The 20,013-nt window shown below is 49.6% G+C and carries 18 protein-coding genes; 12 read left to right on the top strand and 6 right to left on the bottom strand.

The window, feature by feature from the left end:
* Positions 1-83: 83 nt before the first annotated feature.
* The 12 genes from IEV98_RS19345 to IEV98_RS19290 all read left to right on the top strand — a co-directional run bounded on the left by IEV98_RS19345 (position 84) and on the right by IEV98_RS19290 (position 13,795).
* Entirely contained in the window at positions 84-791 is a 708-nt protein-coding gene (locus IEV98_RS19345; protein WP_188507688.1) for an SAM-dependent methyltransferase, read from the top strand.
* A gap of 3 nt (positions 792-794) precedes the next feature.
* A complete protein-coding gene (locus IEV98_RS19340) occupies positions 795-2,411 on the top strand; it encodes an FAD-dependent oxidoreductase (RefSeq protein WP_188507687.1) in 1,617 nt (538 codons plus the stop codon).
* A gap of 54 nt (positions 2,412-2,465) precedes the next feature.
* A complete protein-coding gene (locus IEV98_RS19335; protein ID WP_188507686.1) occupies positions 2,466-3,212 on the top strand; it encodes an alpha/beta fold hydrolase in 747 nt (248 codons plus the stop codon).
* Between the two features lie 8 nt (positions 3,213-3,220).
* Entirely contained in the window at positions 3,221-3,694 is a 474-nt protein-coding gene (locus tag IEV98_RS19330; RefSeq protein ID WP_188507685.1) for a GNAT family N-acetyltransferase, read from the top strand.
* Between the two features lie 70 nt (positions 3,695-3,764).
* Entirely contained in the window at positions 3,765-4,226 is a 462-nt protein-coding gene (locus IEV98_RS19325; RefSeq protein ID WP_188507684.1) for a hypothetical protein, read from the top strand.
* 2 nt (positions 4,227-4,228) lie between these two features.
* On the top strand, positions 4,229-5,326 hold the full coding sequence (locus tag IEV98_RS19320) for a Nif3-like dinuclear metal center hexameric protein (protein ID WP_188508036.1): 1,098 nt from the start codon (positions 4,229-4,231) through the stop codon (positions 5,324-5,326).
* Positions 5,327-6,079, top strand: a complete 753-nt coding sequence (locus tag IEV98_RS19315) for a zinc ribbon domain-containing protein (protein ID WP_188507683.1) — start codon at positions 5,327-5,329, stop codon at positions 6,077-6,079.
* 187 nt (positions 6,080-6,266) lie between these two features.
* Positions 6,267-9,122: an excinuclease ABC subunit UvrA gene (gene uvrA / locus IEV98_RS19310; RefSeq protein WP_188507682.1), complete on the top strand. Its 2,856-nt coding sequence runs from the start codon at positions 6,267-6,269 to the stop codon at positions 9,120-9,122.
* Positions 9,123-9,136: 14 nt separating this feature from the next.
* Entirely contained in the window at positions 9,137-10,960 is a 1,824-nt protein-coding gene (mutL, locus tag IEV98_RS19305) for a DNA mismatch repair endonuclease MutL (protein WP_188507681.1), read from the top strand.
* A 15-nt stretch (positions 10,961-10,975) separates the two neighbouring features.
* Positions 10,976-11,710: a rhomboid family intramembrane serine protease gene (locus tag IEV98_RS19300; protein WP_188507680.1), complete on the top strand. Its 735-nt coding sequence runs from the start codon at positions 10,976-10,978 to the stop codon at positions 11,708-11,710.
* Positions 11,711-11,788: 78 nt separating this feature from the next.
* Positions 11,789-12,664, top strand: coding sequence for a rhomboid family intramembrane serine protease (locus IEV98_RS19295; protein WP_188507679.1), 876 nt, complete (start codon positions 11,789-11,791; stop codon positions 12,662-12,664).
* 3 nt (positions 12,665-12,667) lie between these two features.
* Positions 12,668-13,795, top strand: coding sequence for an endonuclease/exonuclease/phosphatase family protein (locus IEV98_RS19290; RefSeq protein ID WP_188507678.1), 1,128 nt, complete (start codon positions 12,668-12,670; stop codon positions 13,793-13,795).
* A gap of 36 nt (positions 13,796-13,831) precedes the next feature.
* On the opposite strand, the gene IEV98_RS19285 is transcribed toward IEV98_RS19290, so the two are convergent.
* The 6 genes from IEV98_RS19285 to IEV98_RS19260 all read right to left on the bottom strand — a co-directional run bounded on the left by IEV98_RS19285 (position 13,832) and on the right by IEV98_RS19260 (position 19,932).
* On the bottom strand, positions 13,832-15,538 hold the full coding sequence (locus IEV98_RS19285) for a sodium:solute symporter family protein (protein ID WP_188507677.1): 1,707 nt from the start codon (positions 15,536-15,538) through the stop codon (positions 13,832-13,834).
* Between the two features lie 105 nt (positions 15,539-15,643).
* Positions 15,644-15,844, bottom strand: a complete 201-nt coding sequence (locus IEV98_RS19280) for a YtxH domain-containing protein (protein ID WP_188507676.1) — start codon at positions 15,842-15,844, stop codon at positions 15,644-15,646.
* A gap of 12 nt (positions 15,845-15,856) precedes the next feature.
* Entirely contained in the window at positions 15,857-18,295 is a 2,439-nt protein-coding gene (locus tag IEV98_RS19275; RefSeq protein WP_188507675.1) for a PIG-L family deacetylase, read from the bottom strand.
* Between the two features lie 327 nt (positions 18,296-18,622).
* The gene (locus IEV98_RS19270; protein WP_188507674.1) at positions 18,623-18,883 is read right to left on the bottom strand and encodes a DUF6952 family protein; all 261 of its coding nucleotides are present in this window, start codon (positions 18,881-18,883) and stop codon (positions 18,623-18,625) included.
* Complete coding sequence (locus IEV98_RS19265; RefSeq protein WP_188507673.1) at positions 18,864-19,178, bottom strand: thioredoxin family protein; 315 nt, start codon at positions 19,176-19,178, stop codon at positions 18,864-18,866. Before IEV98_RS19265 ends, IEV98_RS19270 begins: the two co-directional genes overlap by 20 nt.
* A 109-nt stretch (positions 19,179-19,287) precedes the next feature.
* Positions 19,288-19,932 carry a peroxiredoxin gene (locus tag IEV98_RS19260; RefSeq protein ID WP_188507672.1) on the bottom strand — a complete coding sequence of 215 codons (645 nt, stop codon included), beginning with the start codon at positions 19,930-19,932 and terminating at the stop codon, positions 19,288-19,290.
* Between the last annotated feature and the right edge of the window lie 81 nt (positions 19,933-20,013).

Genomic DNA, 20,013 nt, shown 5'->3' with positions numbered 1-20,013 from the left:
TGTGTTTGAATAAATAAAACCGGAAGTTATATTATTCGCTTATGTACTAAATAATTATCGACACCTTTTTATTACGTTTGTGCATGCCTTACGGAAAGCTTTACCTGATTCCCGTGCCCCTGACGGATGAGGCCGCAGCGGCTTCATTTACACCTTATTTGGGCGAGGTAATCAACGCCATAGATGAATATATTGTTGAGAACGAAAAGACTGCTCGCAGATTCCTCCGGCAAGCAGGTCTCCGGAAACCGCAACAGGAGTTGATTTTGCATGATTATGGGAAACATGCCCGGAACGCTGTCGATCCTTCGGTATTTTTCCGCGGGTTGCTTGCCGGTAAAGATGTCGGTCTCATGAGCGAAGCAGGATGCCCCGGGGTGGCAGACCCCGGCGCGGAGATTGTCGCCGAGGCGCACCGCAGGGGGATCCAGGTTTCCCCACTCGTAGGGCCGAGTTCTATCCTGCTGGCACTGATGGCTTCGGGGTTCAATGGGCAAAGCTTTGTTTTCCATGGGTATCTCCCCATCGACAAGGACGAGCGGACGAAAAGGATTAAAGCACTGGAGCAGGTTGCGCAACGGGAAAAGCAGACGCAGATATTCATCGAAACGCCCTTCCGAAATAACCAATTGCTGGCGGAGATCCTCCGCACGGGTAAGCCACAGACACGCCTCTGCGTGGCATGCAACCTCACCGCACCGGATGAACAGGTGATCAGTCAACCGCTTCATCTTTGGATGAAAGGGAAGTTCGATTTTCATAAAAAGCCGGCAATTTTCCTGATATTCTAAACGTTGGAGCCTGCCAAATATACAGATGTCCTTATCGTCGGAGCCGGCCCTTCAGGGTTGATGATGGCAGCACAAATGCTTCGGTATGGTATTACACCAACGATTATCGACGCGAAACCGGGGCCCGACCGGACATCCAAAGCGATCGTTGTCCAGGCCCGGTCGTTAGAGTTTTTCCGGCAAATGGGTCTGGCCGACCAAATATCGGCCCAAGGCCTTCCCTGTTATGGCGTGCAGGTACAGGGAATAAATAGACCGTTGGGCAACATCGATTTGACATCACTGGATGACCCCGGATCAGCCTTCCCCTTCATCCATATCATCGGTCAGGATCAGACGGAACGACTGCTCATCAGACGGCTTGCGGAAAATGCGTGCCCCGTTGCTTGGGAAACGCAACTCGTGGAACTCCAGCAGGACGATCAGGGTGCCACGGCGGCGTTGGAGCATAACGGGGTGATTCAGCATTGGAGGTGCAAGTGGGTTGTCGGTGCAGATGGCGCTAACAGTAGGGTGCGGAAAAGTTTGGGAATACGATTCGATGGCAAGCCGTATGCCGGGCGATTTTTTGTGGCGGATGTGCACGTCCAGGATGCACACCAACGGAATATTCATTTTTTTCTGTCCAGGCAAGGAACTTTGGGGATTTTTCCCTTCGGCACAAGCGGGCATTATCGATTGGCGGGGAAACTTCCCGAAGGGTGGGAAAAAAAAGAGGAACTGCAGTATACGCACATCAAACCAGTGGTAGACGGTGCATTAGGTATTGAGCTTCGGGTAGACCGGTGTACGTGGGCCAGCGAGGTTATAATACACCAAGGAATTGCCGAGCAATTTGCACGTCAACGCTGCTTTTTGATTGGGGATGCAGCACACGTCTATTCCCCCATAACGGGACAGGGGATGAATGCGGGTATACAGGATGCGATAAACTTAGCGTGGAAATTGGCTGGCGTGATCGACGGCCGGACACAACCGCACTTACTGCACACTTATCAGCAGGAGCGGATGCCTGTTGCAAAAAACATATCCCGGATGGTTGACAAGGGTTTCGAATTGGCGACGGGCCTGCCCCGATGGTTAAAGCCGCTGCGGGATGTGCTGTTGACTAAACTCTTGCGCCACGTCGGTAACGAACCAGCGAGGCTTTACGCATTATTTGCCCGGCAGGGTCAGCTCAGCACCCACTATCGAAAGGGCGGGCTTGCGGTACACCATGCTACGGGCGTGCGTATTCAGGCGGGTGATCGGCTACCTTTTCTTCCGGTATTCGATGAAAAAACGAAAACCCAGACGGATTTGCACCGTTGGTGCGAGAAGTCGGGATTTGTGCTGTTGGTGCTGGGAACGATCAGTCATCACCACCTCCATATCATCGGGCAATGGATGCGGCAGAAATACCCACGGCAAATGCACCTCTACTACCTACCCTATTCGCCCCGAAACCAGGCGGTGTTCGACCTATTTGAAGTAAAGCCCGAGGGCACGAAAAGTGTACTTGTGCGCCCCGATATGCATATCGGGTATATCAATGACATGCTGAATGTAAGCCTTATCGACACCTATATGGAAGAAGTCATTGGATGGGAGTTTTTTGGTTATTTACCGGAAAACACCTAACTATGTAATAAAATACAGGTAGCAAAATAAACGTGCAAGAAAAGCAAAAGATATATGAGAATATTGATTTATATGTTGTTGGCCGGTATGTTTTTATCAGCTGCGGCTATGGCTCAACAAAAGACCTACGTGTTGGTCCACGGTGCTTGGGGGGGCGGATGGTCATTCAAACAAACGGATTCATTGCTCCGTTCGCAGGGAAATACGGTATACCGTCCTACCCTATCGGGTTTAGGCGAACGGGTGCATTTGGCATCGCAGGAAATAGATTTAAGCACACATATCGCCGATGTGGTTAACTCCATCTTGTTTGAGAATCTGCACGATGTCGTTTTACTGGGGCACAGTTACGGCGGAATGGTGGTAACCGGTGTGGCTGACAGCATTCCGGAACGGATCGGGCAGCTGATTTATTTGGATGCCTTTGTGCCGGAAGATGGACAAAGCGTGGCCACGGCACACGGACAGCAAAATGCAGGCAGGGAGATGCCATCAAAAGATGGCTTGATTTATCCGTTTTGGAATACGGATGGCGAGGGTTTACCACGGGACGTGCCGCAACCAGCAAAGACATTTTCCCAGCCACTTGTACTAAAAAATAAGGACCGATTGAAGATACCAACCACATATATCCTGACCTATGAGGGCGATGATCCCGAAAAAGACGCATTTGCCTTTTTCGCCAGGCGGGCACAGGGACATGGGTGGAAAACCGTCAACATGCAAGCAGGTCATAACCCGCAGATGGATATCCCTGATAAACTGGCGGAATTACTAGAGCAGGTTAGCGGAGCCCAATAAACAGAACCATGGAGGAAGCAACCTTGACGTGGAAAACAAAATCTTTCGATACGCTTTCGCTCGACGAACTTTATAAAATCCTGCAACTACGGCAGGCGGTTTTTATTTTGGAGCAAGCGTGTGTGTACAGCGATCTGGACAATAAAGATCAAAAGTCTTTCCACCTGATGGGGTGGCAAGGAAACACACTAGCAGCCTATACGCGACTCATCCCACCGGGGATATCCTATGCGGATGCGGCAAGCATTGGGCGGGTGATTGTAGCAGGCAACTTCCGGGGCAGCGGTATCGGCGAAGAGCTGATGCTCCGTAGTATCGATGAAACAGAAGCCTTGTTTGGTCGCGGCACGATAAAAATAGGAGCACAACAACACCTCAGGGGCTTTTACAATCGGCTGGGTTTTGAACAGAGCAGCGATCCGTATATGGATGCTGGTATTTTGCATATCGAGATGACAAGGCCCCTGGCGGAACGCGGATGATATAAAATCCGCAGTCAATCATTTACCAAAACACTCGATTTTATGGTCAATTCGCCGTATTTTAGCACCGATGAACATTGATTACGAAAACCTCTCGCCCGAAATGATACAGCTGGTAGCTGCTGTATTCCTGATTAGGCTAATCATTTGGTTGTTTTATGCCAATACGGTCCGAAAGACATTGATGCTCATATCACCCGAAAACCGGTTGATAACTCCCAATCAAGCTTGGTTGCTGGCGATTCCCCTTTTTAATATCTATTGGAATTTTGTGGTTGCGGCCCGGGTTGCCGACTCACTGACCAATGAATTTTATGATCGTAAGATCGCTGAAGAAGAGGACCCCGGCCGGATGGCGGGCATGTGGTATGCCTGGCTTTTTCTGTTGTCCAACATTCCGCTGCCTGCGTTTATCCTAATCACCATCGGTTTGCTGAGCTTTGTCTACTTTATAGGCTATTGGGTAAAGGTAAATAACTTCAGAAACCTGCTGGCGGAACATGAAAAATTCAAAAAGAACCAACGCGATTGACTATGCGACTCAATGAATTGACCAGCCATTTGGAATCTTTCGCCCCACTGGATTATCAGGAGCCGTATGACAATTCCGGACTGTTGGTGGGTAATCCCGACAAGGAGGTGCGCCAAGCACTCCTGTCGCTGGATTGCACGGAGGCGGTGGTTGAAGAAGCCATCGGGCTGGGGTGCGATGTGATTATCTCCCATCATCCCATCGTCTTTAAGGGGCTTAAGCGCTTCACCGGCAGCAACTACGTAGAGCGCGTGGTGATGAAGGCTATCAAGCACGACATCGCCCTCTATGCCATCCATACTAACCTCGATAACGTAACGGGCGGGGTAAACGGCAAAATCGCAGAACGACTGGGACTGCAGAACACTCGGATATTAAGCCCGAAATCCGAGGTGCTCCGCAAGCTTGTGGTATTCGTGCCGCAGGACGATGCAGAGCAAGTGCGGGCGGCTTTGTTTAAAGCCGGTGCAGGAGCAATTGGAAATTATGACGAGTGCAGTTTTAATACGGTCGGGTACGGCACGTTCCGAGCAGGCGAAGGCGCTAATCCGTTTGTAGGCGCCCCAGGAGAACTCCACCGGGAGAAAGAAGTGCGCGTGGAAGTCGTTTTTCCAGCTCCTATGGAACGCGATATACTGCGTGGGCTTTTTGAAGCGCACCCTTATGAGGAGGTGGCATATGATGTCTACCCGCTGCAAAATAGCCACCAAGGGGTAGGAAGCGGAGTAATCGGCCAATTGGGGCAGTCCCTGGAGGAAGCTGAGTTTCTGGGATTATTGAAAGAGCGGCTCAAAGCAAAAGTGATCCGTCATACCGACCAGCTCGGCAAACCGGTCGCCCATGTTGCCGTTTGCGGAGGGGCTGGGGGCTTCTTGCTCAGCCAGGCCATCCGGGCCGGTGCAGACGTGTTCGTGACGGCGGATTACAAGTACCACGAGTTTTTCGATGCGGAAGGGAAAATCATGATAACGGATGTCGGACATTTTGAAAGCGAACAATTTACACCACAATTATTGTTGGAAATTATTCAGAAAAAATTTCCTACCTTTGCAGTCCGTTTGACGGGAATAGACACAAACCCGATAAAATACTATAGTTAAATGGAACAGAGCATAGAACAAAAGCTAAAGGCCCTTTGGCTGCTGCAAACCATACACACCAAGGTAGATAAGATTCGTCAGGTAAGGGGTGAGTTGCCGATGGAAGTGGGTGATTTGGAAGACGAGATTGCAGGTTTGGAAACCCGTATCGAGAAAATTAGAAGCGAGCTGGACGAATTGGAGGATTCTATCGTCAATCGCCGCAATATGATCAGGGATGCACAGGCGGCAATCAAGAAGTATGAAGGACAACTCAACGAAGTAAAGAACAACCGGGAATACGATGCGATCACCAAGGAAATTGAAATCCAGGGGCTGGATATTCAGGTGAGCGAGAAAAAGATCCGCGAGTTTGAGTTTGAAATCAAGAACAAGACCGAGGCTTACGATGGTACCCTTGTAACGCTTGAAAATGCCAAGAATGACTTGGAGATAAAAAAAGGTGAGCTGGATACAATCACCGCGGAAACCAAGAAAGAAGAAGACGATTTATCAAAACAGGCAGACGGCGCAGAAACGGATATCGAGGAGCGGTTGCTTCGGGTTTATCGCAGGTTGCGGACGTCCTATAAAAACGGCTTAGCGGTGGTTTCCATCGATCGCGACAGCTGCTCGGGTTGCCACAACAAAATACCGCCTCAAATGCAACTGGAAATCCGGCAACGCAAGAAAATCATTGTATGCGAGCACTGTGGCCGTATACTCGTTGACGAGGCGCTGGCACAGGAAGAAGAGTCTTCTACACTCGCGTAGTAAGCAAAAACATTCAAAACAGGGACGCCCGGTAAAATCTATACCGGGCGTTTTTTGTCGAATATTTTTAGCAATTTTCGACAAAAAACCATTATCTTTAGCGGCAAATGAGCGGCCCGCGAACTTGCATATCAGCGCAAGTTTAGCTAAGTTTGCTTAACACATGATTATTTTTGATAACTTGTAAATGACTGAACAAATGACGCCTGACCTGGGCGAGCAAAATGAGATACAAGTATTTGGTGCGCGTGTACATAACCTCCGAGACATCGATGTAAGCTTTCCCCGTAATGAGCTGGTGGTCGTAACGGGGCTGAGTGGCAGTGGAAAGTCTTCGCTTGCTTTTGATACGATCTATGCCGAAGGCCAACGGCGGTATATGGAAACGTTCAGCGCGTACAGTCGCCAGTTTCTGGGCGGAATGGAACGGCCGGATGTTGATAAGATTTCGGGCCTAAGTCCGGTAATCTCCATTGAACAGAAAACAACGAGCAAAAACCCGCGGTCTACGGTGGGGACAATTACCGAGGTGTATGATTTCATGCGTTTGCTTTTTGCCCGAGCCGGGGCCGCATTCTCCTATGTTACCGGGAAGCGGATGGAGCGGATGTCAGAAGATCAGGTGGTCGACCGTATCATCGCGCAATTTGAAGGACAGGCCGTCAATGTGTTGGCGCCTGTGGTAAAGGGCCGCAAGGGACATTACCGTGAATTGTTTGAGCAGATTCGTAAACAGGGTTATGTAAAGGTACGGGTGGACGGCGAGCTATTGGATATTGTGCCCAAGATGCAAGCAGACCGCTACAAGATCCACGACATCGAAATGGTCGTTGATCGGCTGATGGTATCTGAGAAGGACCGAAAGCGGCTTTATACGTCGGTGATGCAGGCAATGAAAGCCGCCAAAGGCATTATCAAAATCAGCGATAAGGCCAATAATGAACATTTCTACAGCCGCTATCTGATGGATGCCGAATCGGGCATTTCCTACGACGAGCCGCAACCCAATACGTTCTCCTTCAATTCACCATATGGTGCTTGTGATCGGTGCGGTGGATTGGGCTATGTTTATGAAATAGACCGTGAGGCCGTTATGCCCGACCCGAAACTCAGTATCATGAAAGGCGGACTGGCACCCCTTGGTGAATATCGGGATACCTGGAATTTCCAAGTGCTGAAAGCCGTCGCAAAGAAATACGACTTTTCACTGACAACACCCATAGGGAAGCTGACGGGTGAACAGCTCGAGGTACTGATGAATGGTTCGGAAGAAGAAGTGACCGTGCCCGTCTCTTACAGCAGCTGGAACACGAAGGATTACAAGATCACGTTCGAAGGTCTTTTCAAAATGCTTGAAGACCAAAATGAACGACTCGGCCTCAACGGGCAGCAGTTGGACGATTATCGTGCACAACGGGTATGCCCGGTTTGCCAGGGTGCGCGTCTGAAAAAGGAGTCGCTCCATTTCAAAATAGCGGGAAAGAACATTCATGAGCTGGCTACAATGGACATTAGTACGCTGGCGACTTGGTTTGAAAACGTCGAACAGCGATTGGACGAACGCCAACAGGTTATTGCAAGGGAGATCCTTAAGGAAATCCGATCAAGGCTTGGCTTCCTCTTGGACGTGGGGCTCAATTATTTGACACTTGATCGCACCGCCAAAACGCTTTCCGGCGGCGAGGCGCAGCGCATCCGCTTAGCCACGCAGATCGGTTCGCAGCTTGTCAATGTGCTGTATATCCTCGACGAGCCCAGCATTGGGCTGCATCAACGTGACAACGAGCGACTTATCAAAGCCCTTAAGAACCTTCGTGACATTGGTAATTCGGTACTGGTTGTAGAGCATGATAAGGACATGATCCTGCACGCCGACTATGTAATCGACATGGGGCCGGCAGCCGGGGCGCATGGTGGGCTGGTGGTGGCACAGGGTAAACCCCAGGCTATCAAAGCTGCCGATACAATTACGGCTGCTTATCTTAACGGGACAAAGGAAATCCACGTGCCCGACAGGCGCCGGCCAGGTACTGGCCACAGCCTGCATCTTTTAGGCGCTTCGGGCAACAACCTACGGGATGTTACGGCCGAATTTCCCTTGGGGAAGTTGATCCTTGTTACCGGTGTATCGGGCAGCGGAAAGTCTAGCCTCATAACGGAAACGCTCTACCCGATCCTGAACCATCATTTTTTCCGGGCTAAAAAAACACCGTTGACCTATAAAAAGGTAACCGGGCTTGAGCATATCGACAAGGTTATCGAGATCGACCAAAGTCCCATTGGCCGTACGCCAAGATCTAACCCATCTACTTATACTGGTGTGTTTTCGGACATCAGAGCCTTGTTCGTGCAGCTGCCTGAGTCCAAAATAAGGGGTTACAAGCCCGGACGATTCTCGTTTAATGTGAAGGGCGGCCGATGCGAAACCTGCCAAGGTGCGGGGATGAAAGTTATCGAGATGAACTTCCTGCCGGATGTGCAGGTGCCCTGCGAAACCTGCAATGGCAAACGCTATAATCGGGAGACATTGGAAGTGCGCTACCGGGGCAAGTCCATCAGTGATGTCCTCGACATGCGTATCGATGAAGCTGTTGCGTTTTTTGAAAACATCCCCGCTATCTACCGCAAAATCAAGACCCTGCAGGACGTGGGGCTGGGCTATCTCACGTTGGGGCAATCTTCGGTGACGCTGTCGGGCGGTGAGGCGCAGCGCGTGAAGCTGGCTACGGAGCTTTCCAAAAAAGACACGGGCAAGACGTTCTATATCCTGGATGAACCCACCACGGGGCTGCATTTCGAGGATGTGAGGGTATTGCTCGATGTGCTCGATCGGTTGGTGGATCGCGGAAATACGGTACTGGTAATCGAGCATAACCTCGATGTAATCAAAGTGGCGGACTGGGTGATTGACCTTGGGCCCGAAGGTGGTGCCGGGGGCGGATATATTCTTTTCAGCGGCACCCCGGAAGACCTTATCAAATGCGAGCAAAGCCACACGGCGCGTTTTCTCGCCACGGAAATGCGTGGTGTAGGGACGTTTTAGTAACTTTGCGGCATATGTCAGATATTATCCAATTGTTGCCCGATGCCGTGGCCAACCAGATTGCTGCGGGGGAAGTGGTACAACGGCCGGCTTCGGCAGTAAAGGAACTGATAGAGAATGCCATTGATGCTGGAGCCGACAAGATAAGGCTGATTGTGAAGGATGGAGGAAAGTCGCTTATTCAAGTAATCGACAATGGATGCGGGATGAGCGTGACCGATGCAAGGCTTTGTTTCGAGCGCCATGCGACGTCCAAGATTCGGAAAGCGGAAGACTTATTTGCCATCCGTACAATGGGTTTCCGTGGTGAGGCACTGGCCTCCGTTGCCGCAATTGCTCACGTTGAACTGAAGACGCGGCGTGTAGAAGATGAACTGGGCACCCGTATCGTGATCGAAGGGTCGGATGTCGTGCGCCAGGAGCCGGAAGCTTTGCCTGCGGGAACCAGTATCAGCATCAAAAATTTATTTTATAATATTCCAGCCCGGCGTAATTTCCTTAAAAGTAATCCGGTGGAAATGCGCCACATTGTGGATGAATTTCAGCGGATGGCGCTGGCCTATCCCGATGTGTTTTTTACGTTGCATAGTGAAGATCAGGAGCTATTTCACCTGCCAGGGGAAACGCTTAAGCAGCGTATCGTTCACGTATTTGGCAACAGTTATAACCAACGCCTGGTACCCGTGCAAGAGGAGACAACAATCATCAACCTCAACGGGTTTATCGGTAAACCCGAATATGCAAAGAAGACCAGAGGCGAACAGTATTTTTTTGTAAACAACCGCTTCGTGAAAGACCCGTATCTTAACCATGCGGTCGTAAAAGCCTATGAAGGCATCCTGCCTGCCGACAGCTTCCCCTTGTATGTGCTGTTTATTGAGATTGATCCGGCAAAGATCGACATCAATGTGCACCCTACGAAAACAGAGATCAAGTATGAGGATGAGCGTGCGATCTATGCCATCCTGCAGTCGGCTGTAAAGCGCTCATTAGGACGGTATAATATTACCCCTACTCTTGATTTCAACCAGGAAACGGGGTTTAGCCAAATGATAAGCCCGAAGCCATTGGAGGAAATCACTCCGCCGTCTATCACGTTTAACCCCGACTACAATCCTTTTGAAGGCGGCAGATCCGGTGGCGGAAGGCAATCTGCGGCTATCCCCCAGCAATGGGATACCCTTTACCAAATTACGCAAAAGTCGCAAAGCGAGCAATTGGACCTCCATGGATCGGATGCCGCCCATTCCGGTGAGCATATGACGTCTGGAGGAAAAAGGCCTTTTCAGCTGCATAATCGATACATTGTGTCGCAAATCCATTCGGGTTTTATCCTGATAGACCAGCACGCCGCACATGAACGCATTCTGTTTGAACAATTCCGTCAACAACAGGAGAGTCGGCAAGGTGCCAGCCAGCAAAGCCTGTTTCCACAGACCGTGACACTCAACGGTTCGGACTTTCAGTTGATAACCGATTTGCTCCCGGACATACGGGCGCTGGGCTTCCAGATCCGCGAGTTCGGAAAACATACCTTTGTGGTGGAGGGTATTCCTGCGGACCTGACGGCGGGGGTAAACGAACGGGAAGTGTTGGAGCGGTTGCTCGAAGATTATAAAAACAATCAGGCACAGCTGAAGCTGCCTAGACATGAGCAGTTGGCCAGAAGCCTCGCTCGGCATGCGGCCATCAAGCCCGGCATGGTATTAGAGGCAGGTGATATGGCCGAACTGATCGATCGCCTGTTTGCATGTGAAATGCCAAATGTGTCCTTGAATGGCAAACCCATAATCCTTACATTTACATTGCGCGAACTGACAGAACGCTTTGAGCGCTAAATTATCGAATGAAATATGTTTAACAATACCGCATCCCCGTTTTCTGGAATACCTCCGGTAGTAAAAAACCTCCTCATCATTAACATCATTTGCTTTGTTGGGGGGTCGCTTATCTTCTCTCGCGCGAATGACCTGTTCGGCGTGTATTACCCCGACTCGCCTGGCTTTCACATTTGGCAGGTCATTACATACATGTTTATGCATGGCGGGTTTACCCATATCTTTTTCAACATGTTTGCCCTGTTCATGTTTGGGCCCGTATTGGAGCAGGTATTCGGATCAAAGCGTTTCCTGAATTTTTATTTGATTACAGGCCTCGGGGCATTGGTTTTGCAATTTGCAGTCCAGGCACTGGAGGTATATATGATTGTGGATTCTTTTTCGGCAAGAGCGTTCCTCTCGGAGGTCGACGTCGCCAACCGGAGCGCAAGGATTGCAAGTAGCCTCCCGCTGGAAAGCCGGCAAACACTCCTATCGGTGTATACCACGCCCATGGTAGGTGCTTCGGGCGCAATATACGGTCTGTTAATTGCATTCGGATACCTGTTTCCCAATACGCCATTGATGCTTATTTTTTTACCGGTACCCATCAAGGCCAAATATTTTATCCCGGTAATGATACTTATCGAACTGTTTCTGGGCGTGTCGCGTACCGGGTCTTCCGTCGCGCATTTTGCACACATTGGCGGCGCGTTGTTTGGGTTTTTGTTGATTAAGCTTTGGGGCGTGAAGCGTCCTAATTATTGGTAGCGATAACGGTGAGCGCAGGTTTAAAAAAAATTCATATATTAGCAACTGTTATCAGGTAGTTATACAGGAAGCGTAGCGATGAAAAAGTCATGGGTTGGCGATTTATGGCATAAGGCTTTCCGTTCGGGAAGTCCGCTATACCTGTTTATTGCCATCAACATCCTCGTGTTCGTGGGGTTGAGCCTGCTTTCGTTGATTACTGCTCTTGGATTTACCGACATTCACTTGGCGGGTTATCTGCTGTCTTGGCTACAGTTGCCAGCATCGGTATCCGGCTGGCTTTACAAACCTTGGACGCTGGCCACCTATATGTTTACCCAGCAGGGGTTGTTTCACCTCCTATTCAATATGCTTTGGCTGTTTTGGATAGGTATCATTTTCCTTGATTTCCTCAAAAAAAGACAATTTACATTTGTTTACCTTGCAGGGGGGATTGTCGGGGGTGTACTCTACCTATTGGCATACAACCTGATTCCTGTGTTTAAAGCGACGGCTTTCGGTACGGTGATGATTGGTTCGTCTGCCTGTGTGAGTGCCATCGTGTTTGCTACAGCAGCATTGCTGCCGGATTATACCATCCGGCTGCTCTTTTTCGGTAACGTTAGGTTGAAATACCTGGCGCTGGCATTTATTGTGATTGATGTTCTGGCCATTGCGGGACTGAACGCAGGGGGAAGCATTGCACATATCGGTGGCGCGCTGTTTGGCTTTATTTACATCAAGCGGTTGCAAAGTGGCCAGGATTGGAGCCGTATTTTGGGCCGTGAGCGAAGAAGACGGAAACTCCGGGTGGTGCGCAATGAAACCCCCTCATACGAAGAGCCATTGGTGCCTAACCAAGAGGTGATTGATCGTATTTTGGACAAGATTTCGCAATCGGGATATGATAGCCTTACGAAAGCGGAAAAAGAGGCCCTCTTTAAAGCCAGCAAGCAAGGTCAAAATGAATATTGACTGATGGCAAGGAAATCGGGGCGTAAAGAGCGACTGGGTTTTTTCAGTAAAGCGGTATTATTGGCGAACATTTCTGCTGTTGTGGGATTGTTATTGAGCTACCTGGCTCCGGTGATTAACCCGCAGGTGTTTTGGCCCATCGCTTTTTTTGGCATTGCCTATCTACCCCTACTGGTTATCAATAGTTTATTTGTTGTCTACTGGTTGATGAAGAACCCGCGCTACGCCGTGGTTTCGTTCCTGGCTATCTTGTTGGGATGGAGCACGCTGAACAACCACTTTGGGTTTAGCGGGAAGGTGCCCGAAAGCGTGGTTGCTTCGCCGGATACAGCGCACATTCGCCTGCTTACTTACAATGTACATTTTTTCAGAGCTTTTGAGCAAAAGGATACCGAACTAACGATCAGGACGGAGGCCATGCGGTTGATGGACAGTGTATCTCCGGACGTGATCTGTATCCAGGAGTATTATACACGGCAAAAAGGCAAATATAATATGGCCAAGGAGTTTGAAAAGAAAATCGGGATGGCCTACCATTATATTTCTCCGACCGCAGCGAACGACTACGAAGCCTATGGCATGGCGATTTTCTCTCGATACCCTATTGTGGCCTCGGGTTACGTGCCAGACCATGAGTATGGTGTAAACCGGATTATCTATGCGGATATCGAAAAGAACGGTTCGATTTTCAGAGTTTACAATGTTCACTTGCGTTCGTTCGGATTTCAAAAGGAAGACTACGACTTTATCAACAGCCCGTCGAAGACCATCGAGAAAGACGCCGCTTCTACTAAGCGTATTGGTGCGCGCCTGAAACGTGCTTTCACCGCCAGAAGTGCCCAAGCCGAAGCGCTTCGTGAACATAGTCGCACATGCAAAACCCCATACCTTATCGCGGGCGACTTCAATGACACGCCTTTGTCATATGCGGTAAATAAGGTTTCGTCTGGATTGCGAAACGCTTTTCGTGAAAAGGGACATGGTTGGGGGGTCACTTACAATGGGGACTTCCCCAATTTTCAAATCGACTATATCCTTTCGACCGGGGATTTTGACGTATCCCATTATCAGATCATCAAAGCAAAGTTATCCGATCACTATCCGGTATGGGCGGATTTTCGGCTCGATTAGCTTGGATTTGTCTACGCTGGGAATGATTGATTCCCACTAGGCTGTTGGGGTCTGAGTGGTACGATTATGTGGGATGCCTTGAAACAAAAGGGCAAACAACACAACGCCCGTACATCCTACCAGGTTTAGCCAAAGGAAAGCCATCGCATCAAACCACCACAATGCGATTACCAAGACCTCCGTGAGCACCGCCGCTTGGAACACAGCACGACCGCCTGCCCGCTTGACGTAAAATGCTACCACGAAAATGCCGAGAATGGTGCCGTAGAATAGTGAACCCAAAATGTTGACCGCTTCCAGTAAATTGCCCAGTTTACTTGCATAAAGGGCAATGATTACACAGAATATCCCCCATACGAACGTAAATAGCCGGGATGCGGAGAGGTAGCCGCGCTCACTGCCCGCCTTGCTTACAAAGCGTTTGTAGATGTCGATCACCGTCGTGGATGCCAGTGAGTTGATTGCGCTGGCCGTGGCCCCCATGGAGGCCATAAAGACGATAGCCACCAAGAGTCCGATGAGCCCCCGGGGAAAATTTTCCGTTACGAAAGTCAAAAAGATGTAGTTGTTGTCGTTGGTGTCTGCGAGGCGATCGTTTTCCTGCATCAACGTGACTAAGTCCGCTCGCACTTCTTTGGCTCGAACATCGGCGCTTTGCAGCTCTTCGCGTACATCGGCAATCATCGCATCATCCCCGCGGTCAAGTGCTTCCGTAAGGCGGTGTATCTGTTCTCTTTTGCCCTCAAAGATCAGGTTGTGTTCAGCTTTTAACTCGTTTACCTGCGCAGCATAGCTGCTTTGTTCGATTTTATGGAGTTCGTATTTATTGAAGAATATGGGAGGGCTGTTATATTGATAGAAGGCAAATACCAATATGCCAATGAGCAATATGGAAAATTGCATAGGAACTTTCAGCAAGCCATTCATAAGCAGGCCAATCCGGCTATCGCGGATGGATGAACCTGTGAGGTAGCGCCCTACCTGGCTTTGGTCGGTACCGAAGTAGGAAAGCTGTAAAAAAAAGCCGCCGATGAGGCCGCTCCATAGCGTATATTGATTGTTCCAATCAAAAGAAAGGTCGATGGCATTGGCCTTGCCGGACTTGCCTGCAATGTGCAGCGCCTTCATCAGGCCGATGTCTTTGGGCAACATGTAGACAACCAACACCCCCGCCACCAGCAACCCGCCAAAAATAATGGTCATTTGCAGTAGCTGTGTGTAGGATACCGCTTTTGTGCCGCCATATACGGTGTACAACACGACGAGTGTACCGATGAATAGTGTGGTGTACACCACATTGATCTGCAAAATGCTGGACAGGATGATTGCCGGCGCATAAATGGTGATGCCGGTAGACAAGCCCCGTTGGATGAGAAATAACAAAGCGGTGAATGCCCGGGTGCGCACATCGAAGCGTTTTTCCAGGAATTCGTAGGCGGTAAATACCCGTAACCGATGGAACATGGGTACAAAAGAAATACTCAGTACAATCATGGCCAACGGCAAGCCGAAGTAAAACTGGACGAAACTCATGCCCGAGGAATACGCGAGCCCCGGTGCCGACAGAAAGGTGATGGCGCTGGCTTGCGTGGCCATCACGGACAAGGCGACGTGGTACCAGGGTAGGGATTTATTGCCCAGCAGGTATCCGTCGATATTTCGAATACCCCTGCTTTTGTATACACCGTAGGCAACAATCAAAAGCAGGGTGCAGAAAAGGACAATCCAATCCGTATTACTCATCCGAAATATTTGGTAAATAAGTAAAACAGCAGGATTAATACCAGCAACCAGAGTACCACGATCCAATAGAACCGTTTCCAGTTGCGGACAAAGGGAGGCAGCCCTTTATCGGTCATGCTCGCGGCCTTTGAGCAAGGTGCCAACAAAAAAGCCGGCAAACAGCAATCCGACTATTGCTCCAATGACGGCACCGATGAAGCCTTCTTGCACGAGCACGCCCGTCAACCCGCCAAATACGGCACCAAGTAAATAGAAGTAATTGCTGATACGCTGTCCGTTGGAATGCTCTTCGATGTGTTTTTCCATATGAATGTCCGTTTAATCTTTGGGTTTTGCTAGCAAATTTACGAATAATCTGTATGCGCCCGGCACGCCCGCGGGCAATTGCCTGAAAAAAGCAAGCGATGTATAAACAAAGTTACCTTTGCCGTAACGTGCTACCAATAGTGAGCCGTCATTGGGCGACTCACCGGGATCGGCCATGCTGAGGGGTCTGTCGTATTGCCGGGCAGCCTCCCCCACGAAATACAGCCCGCGCTCCTGTATCCATCCTTCAAAGTCGGCATCTGTGATGTTGTTGGGGTAATTCAACACCGGGCTGTCGGGATTGAGGATGGTAACGGGGGCCGCCTCATCGGTTACCCTGCTCCGGCTAAGCGTTAAGGGATAGGGTCCGAGTTCGGGCGTGCGCATCCCGCCACTTACATTGTATTGTATCAGCAATGTCCCACCATCATTGACATACTGCAGCAGGCGGGGCTGGATATGTGACATCCGTTGATTGGTGTTGTATAACCGTATGCCCGTAATAATCGCATCGTATTGGGACAAATTGCCCGACAATAGGTCTTGCTCGTTTAGCACAGTCACATGCAGACCGATTTCTCGTAAGGCCTCGGGAATCAAGTCTCCGGCACCGGGCAAATAACCGATGCGGGTGGCCGATACGCCTGTTTCCACCTTGGTTAGACGGGCCATCGCCGGTGGAAACCAGGTAATTTTTGGGATGTGCTCGTACGTGATGGACTGAATAGCGCGGGCCGCTTCCGCCGAATCCGCATACTGCAATACGATGCTCAGCGAATCCGAAAGCGATGGGTCTTCTGCCGGATAGAGGGTAAACCGGGAAACGGATTCTTCCGCCTTGGCTGAAAAGTTTAACATGACCTGTTTGGGTTCGGCCCGCCATCCCTGCGGTAATTGTAAGGAGGCCGTCGCCGAAATTTCTTCTTGCGTGTGCGCGGTGAAGAGCACCTCCAGCGTTTTGGGCCCATTGCCATTGAATACAAGGGCCTTTTGACCCAGATTGGCCGTAATCCGTGGGACAATAGTTAGCGGCTCATATACTTCGCCCCTAACGGGGTGGGTGTATTTGTATACGATAGGGCGTTCGAATAGGAGCGCCTTTCCATTGATTTGCAAGGTAATGGAGGTTTTTGGAGCGTCATTGTTTACCGGACGACCGACATCTGCTTGGTTGTCCACTACGAAACGGCCCAGTCCGTGAGGCTGACGTAGCCAATACGGCTGTGTAATGGTGGTAGCAGTGAAGTGAGAAGACTGCTCGTGCAGTTCATTAAACGTTAATAAATCATCCCCGACCGCGACCGCTATACCGGGCCGTCGCACGATGAACGCCGTATTGATGGGTATCTGTTCGCCTACGGCAAATTTAGCTGTGGGCGCGTAGCTTTCAAACCATATTCCGCCGCAAGCTAAAATGAGATCCTTGATTTCGGCAGTCTTCTGCTCCTTCCAGTAGCTGTCTTCCGTGCTCGCGACGGCATCTAACAAATCCATCAAACCGCCGATGGATTTTTCGGGATGCTCCATATCGAACGCGCTATCGATTGAGGCAATCCGTTGTGTAATATGGGCACCGCCGTTGACCCGTTTCCAAGAGGTTTCAACGCCGTCAAACAATGTTTTTTCCGGAGCATCACCCAGCAGTACTTCAAACCGTTCGACACTGTTTCCGCGTTGGCGTGCAGCTCCGAACCCTTGACTTTTATGGTTCGATCGGCTCTCGGCGGCGAGCTCACCGTAAGATTGGCCGATGAAAGGGTTATAATCGCCGATATTCATGAGGAAATGATCTGCGGAAGGCGGAGATCCCTGAAAAAAGCTCGACGTATTCCATAGGAGACGCTTGGCTTGCCATGTTTCCACCTCATCTAACTGCTCGGGGAACCGGTTGGGGTCGGCCGCTGCTTTAAAGGCGTCAATAGCTAGTATTGCAGAAGCTTGGTGGTGTCCGTGGCCTGCCCGCTCATCGGGCGGGAAGCGAGTGATGATCACGTCCGGCCTGAATTTTCGGATTACCCACACGGCGTCGGCGAGGATTTCGTCTCGTCCCCAGATATGAAAGGTCTCGTCCCACGTTTTCGAGAAGCCGAAGTCGAGGGCTTTTGAGAAAAACTGCTCTCCCCCATCCACCTGCCTTGCAGCGAGCAATTCATTGGTGCGGATAAGCCCAAGTTCTTCGGCTTGCTCCGTGCCGATGAGATTTTGTCCACCGTCTCCCCGTGTCAGTGAAAGATAGCCTGTGCGGTAAAGCTTTTCTTTGGCGAGCCAGGCAATCAGCCGGGTGTTTTCATCGTCGGGATGCGCTGCAAAATATAACACCGAACCCAACGTATTCAGCTTCTTGATGGCCTGTTTGATTTCGCCGGCGTGCTGCGGATGCGATGCCTGGGCAAGGGATAGCGTGGTTATTAATAGTATAAACGGGGGTAATACGAGTCGTTTTATGTCCATGGCCTAAAGATAACGCTTAAAATGTTTACGAATCTGCACCGCTCACATAAATTTTACAAAACAAAAGCCGTCCCGAAGAGCACCGGGACGGCTTTTGCAAATTAACAATTAAAAAATCATTTAAATCTTAAAACCCTCGCTTTGACAAGCGCTATCAGGAAGGGGCGACTGCCTTTATCAAAGAAATTCAAAAGCTCGGCTTTAAGAAATTAACCTTTAACAACGGTAAAGATACGACAAAGCAAAGAATACCCGACCGGGGGGCTTTGGCAAGTTTTCCACAAAAGGCGTGTTTTAAACAATGCAGGCAGAAAACATCGTGCCGGATCAAACCTTGTCGATCGACCCCAGCACACGCTTCATAAACACATTGAGCGCTTCCTTCCGCTCCATTCCGGTTTTCACCAGCTTATCTACTTCAATAGCACCATATAGGTTTGAAATGAGTTCGCCAATGACATCCAGCTCCTCATCCTTCAGAGAAGGAACTTCGGTGAGCGATTCGAGGGTTTCAATGGTTTCGAGGATATAATCCTGGTCGTTCTGTTCAATAAATTCGGCTAGGTGTTTAATTATGGGCAACTTCATTGAGTAAATCGATTAATGGATCAAACTTATTGGTCTGCACCTGATTTACCAGCTGACCGTTTTTGAACGCGGCGAAGGTGGGTAAGTTGCTAACATTTGCCAGTTGCCTCGACTGCGGGAAGCGCTCGGCATCCGCGATGACAAATGAGATTTGGTCATTTTCCGATGCCAATTTCTTGAACTTCGGTTTCATGATTTTACAATTGCCACACCACGTGGCAGAATATTGAACCAATACGACGTCGTTGCTTTTTACGATATCGGCTAGGTTGTCGTTTTCTAATTCCTGTAACATTTTTCTTTTCGTTTTAAAACCAACAGATTGACTTAGGTCGATTCATTACAAAGGCCTGTGAGCAATCCATTGCGGTCATCCACGGGCCTTTGAAAATCTATAACGAACTTCAGTTCATTGCCGGTTGGCTGGAAAGGTATGCCGCTACTCCTTCGCGGTTGGCGTGCATAGCATCTTTGCCCTCTTCCCAGTTCGCTGGGCAGACTTCACCAAATTTCTGCACGTGCGCATATGCATCGATTAGCCGGATGTATTCCTTCACGTTCCGGCCTACGGGCATATCGTTTACGCTTTCGTGGAATACTTTGCCATCCTCATCGATGAGGTATGTGGCGCGGAAGGTTACGTTAGAACCTTCGAAAATATAGCCAAATTCTTCGCTTTCCTTTTCTTCGCCTTCTAAGATACCCAATATGCGGGAAAGATTGCGGTTGGTGTCGGCAAGGATGGGATAGGTTACCCCTTCGATACCACCATTATCTTTGGTTGTATTCAACCAGGCAAAGTGTACCTCATTCGTATCGCATGACGCGCCGACGACAATGGTATTGCGTTTTTCGAACTCGGGTAGCGCGTCTTGAAAAGCATGTAATTCTGTAGGACATACAAACGTGAAGTCCTTGGGGTACCAAAACAATAATACTTTTTTTCCGTTCTTTGTAGCTTCTTCAAAAATGTTGATGGACAAATTGTCACCGAGGTAGTCAATTGCATCAACCGTAACGTTAGGGAATTTTTTTCCTGTAAAACTCATAGTGTTGTATCCTTTAAAATTTGTTGCTGCAAAGGTACGGTTTATTGCGTGGAAGAATTATCGTTTTTATCGATGCGCTAT

This window comes from Parapedobacter pyrenivorans (assembly GCF_014636865.1).
Taxonomy (GTDB): domain Bacteria; phylum Bacteroidota; class Bacteroidia; order Sphingobacteriales; family Sphingobacteriaceae; genus Parapedobacter; species Parapedobacter pyrenivorans.
Note: the sequence above shows the minus strand (reverse complement) of the source record. Positions and strands in the feature narration are given on the sequence as shown.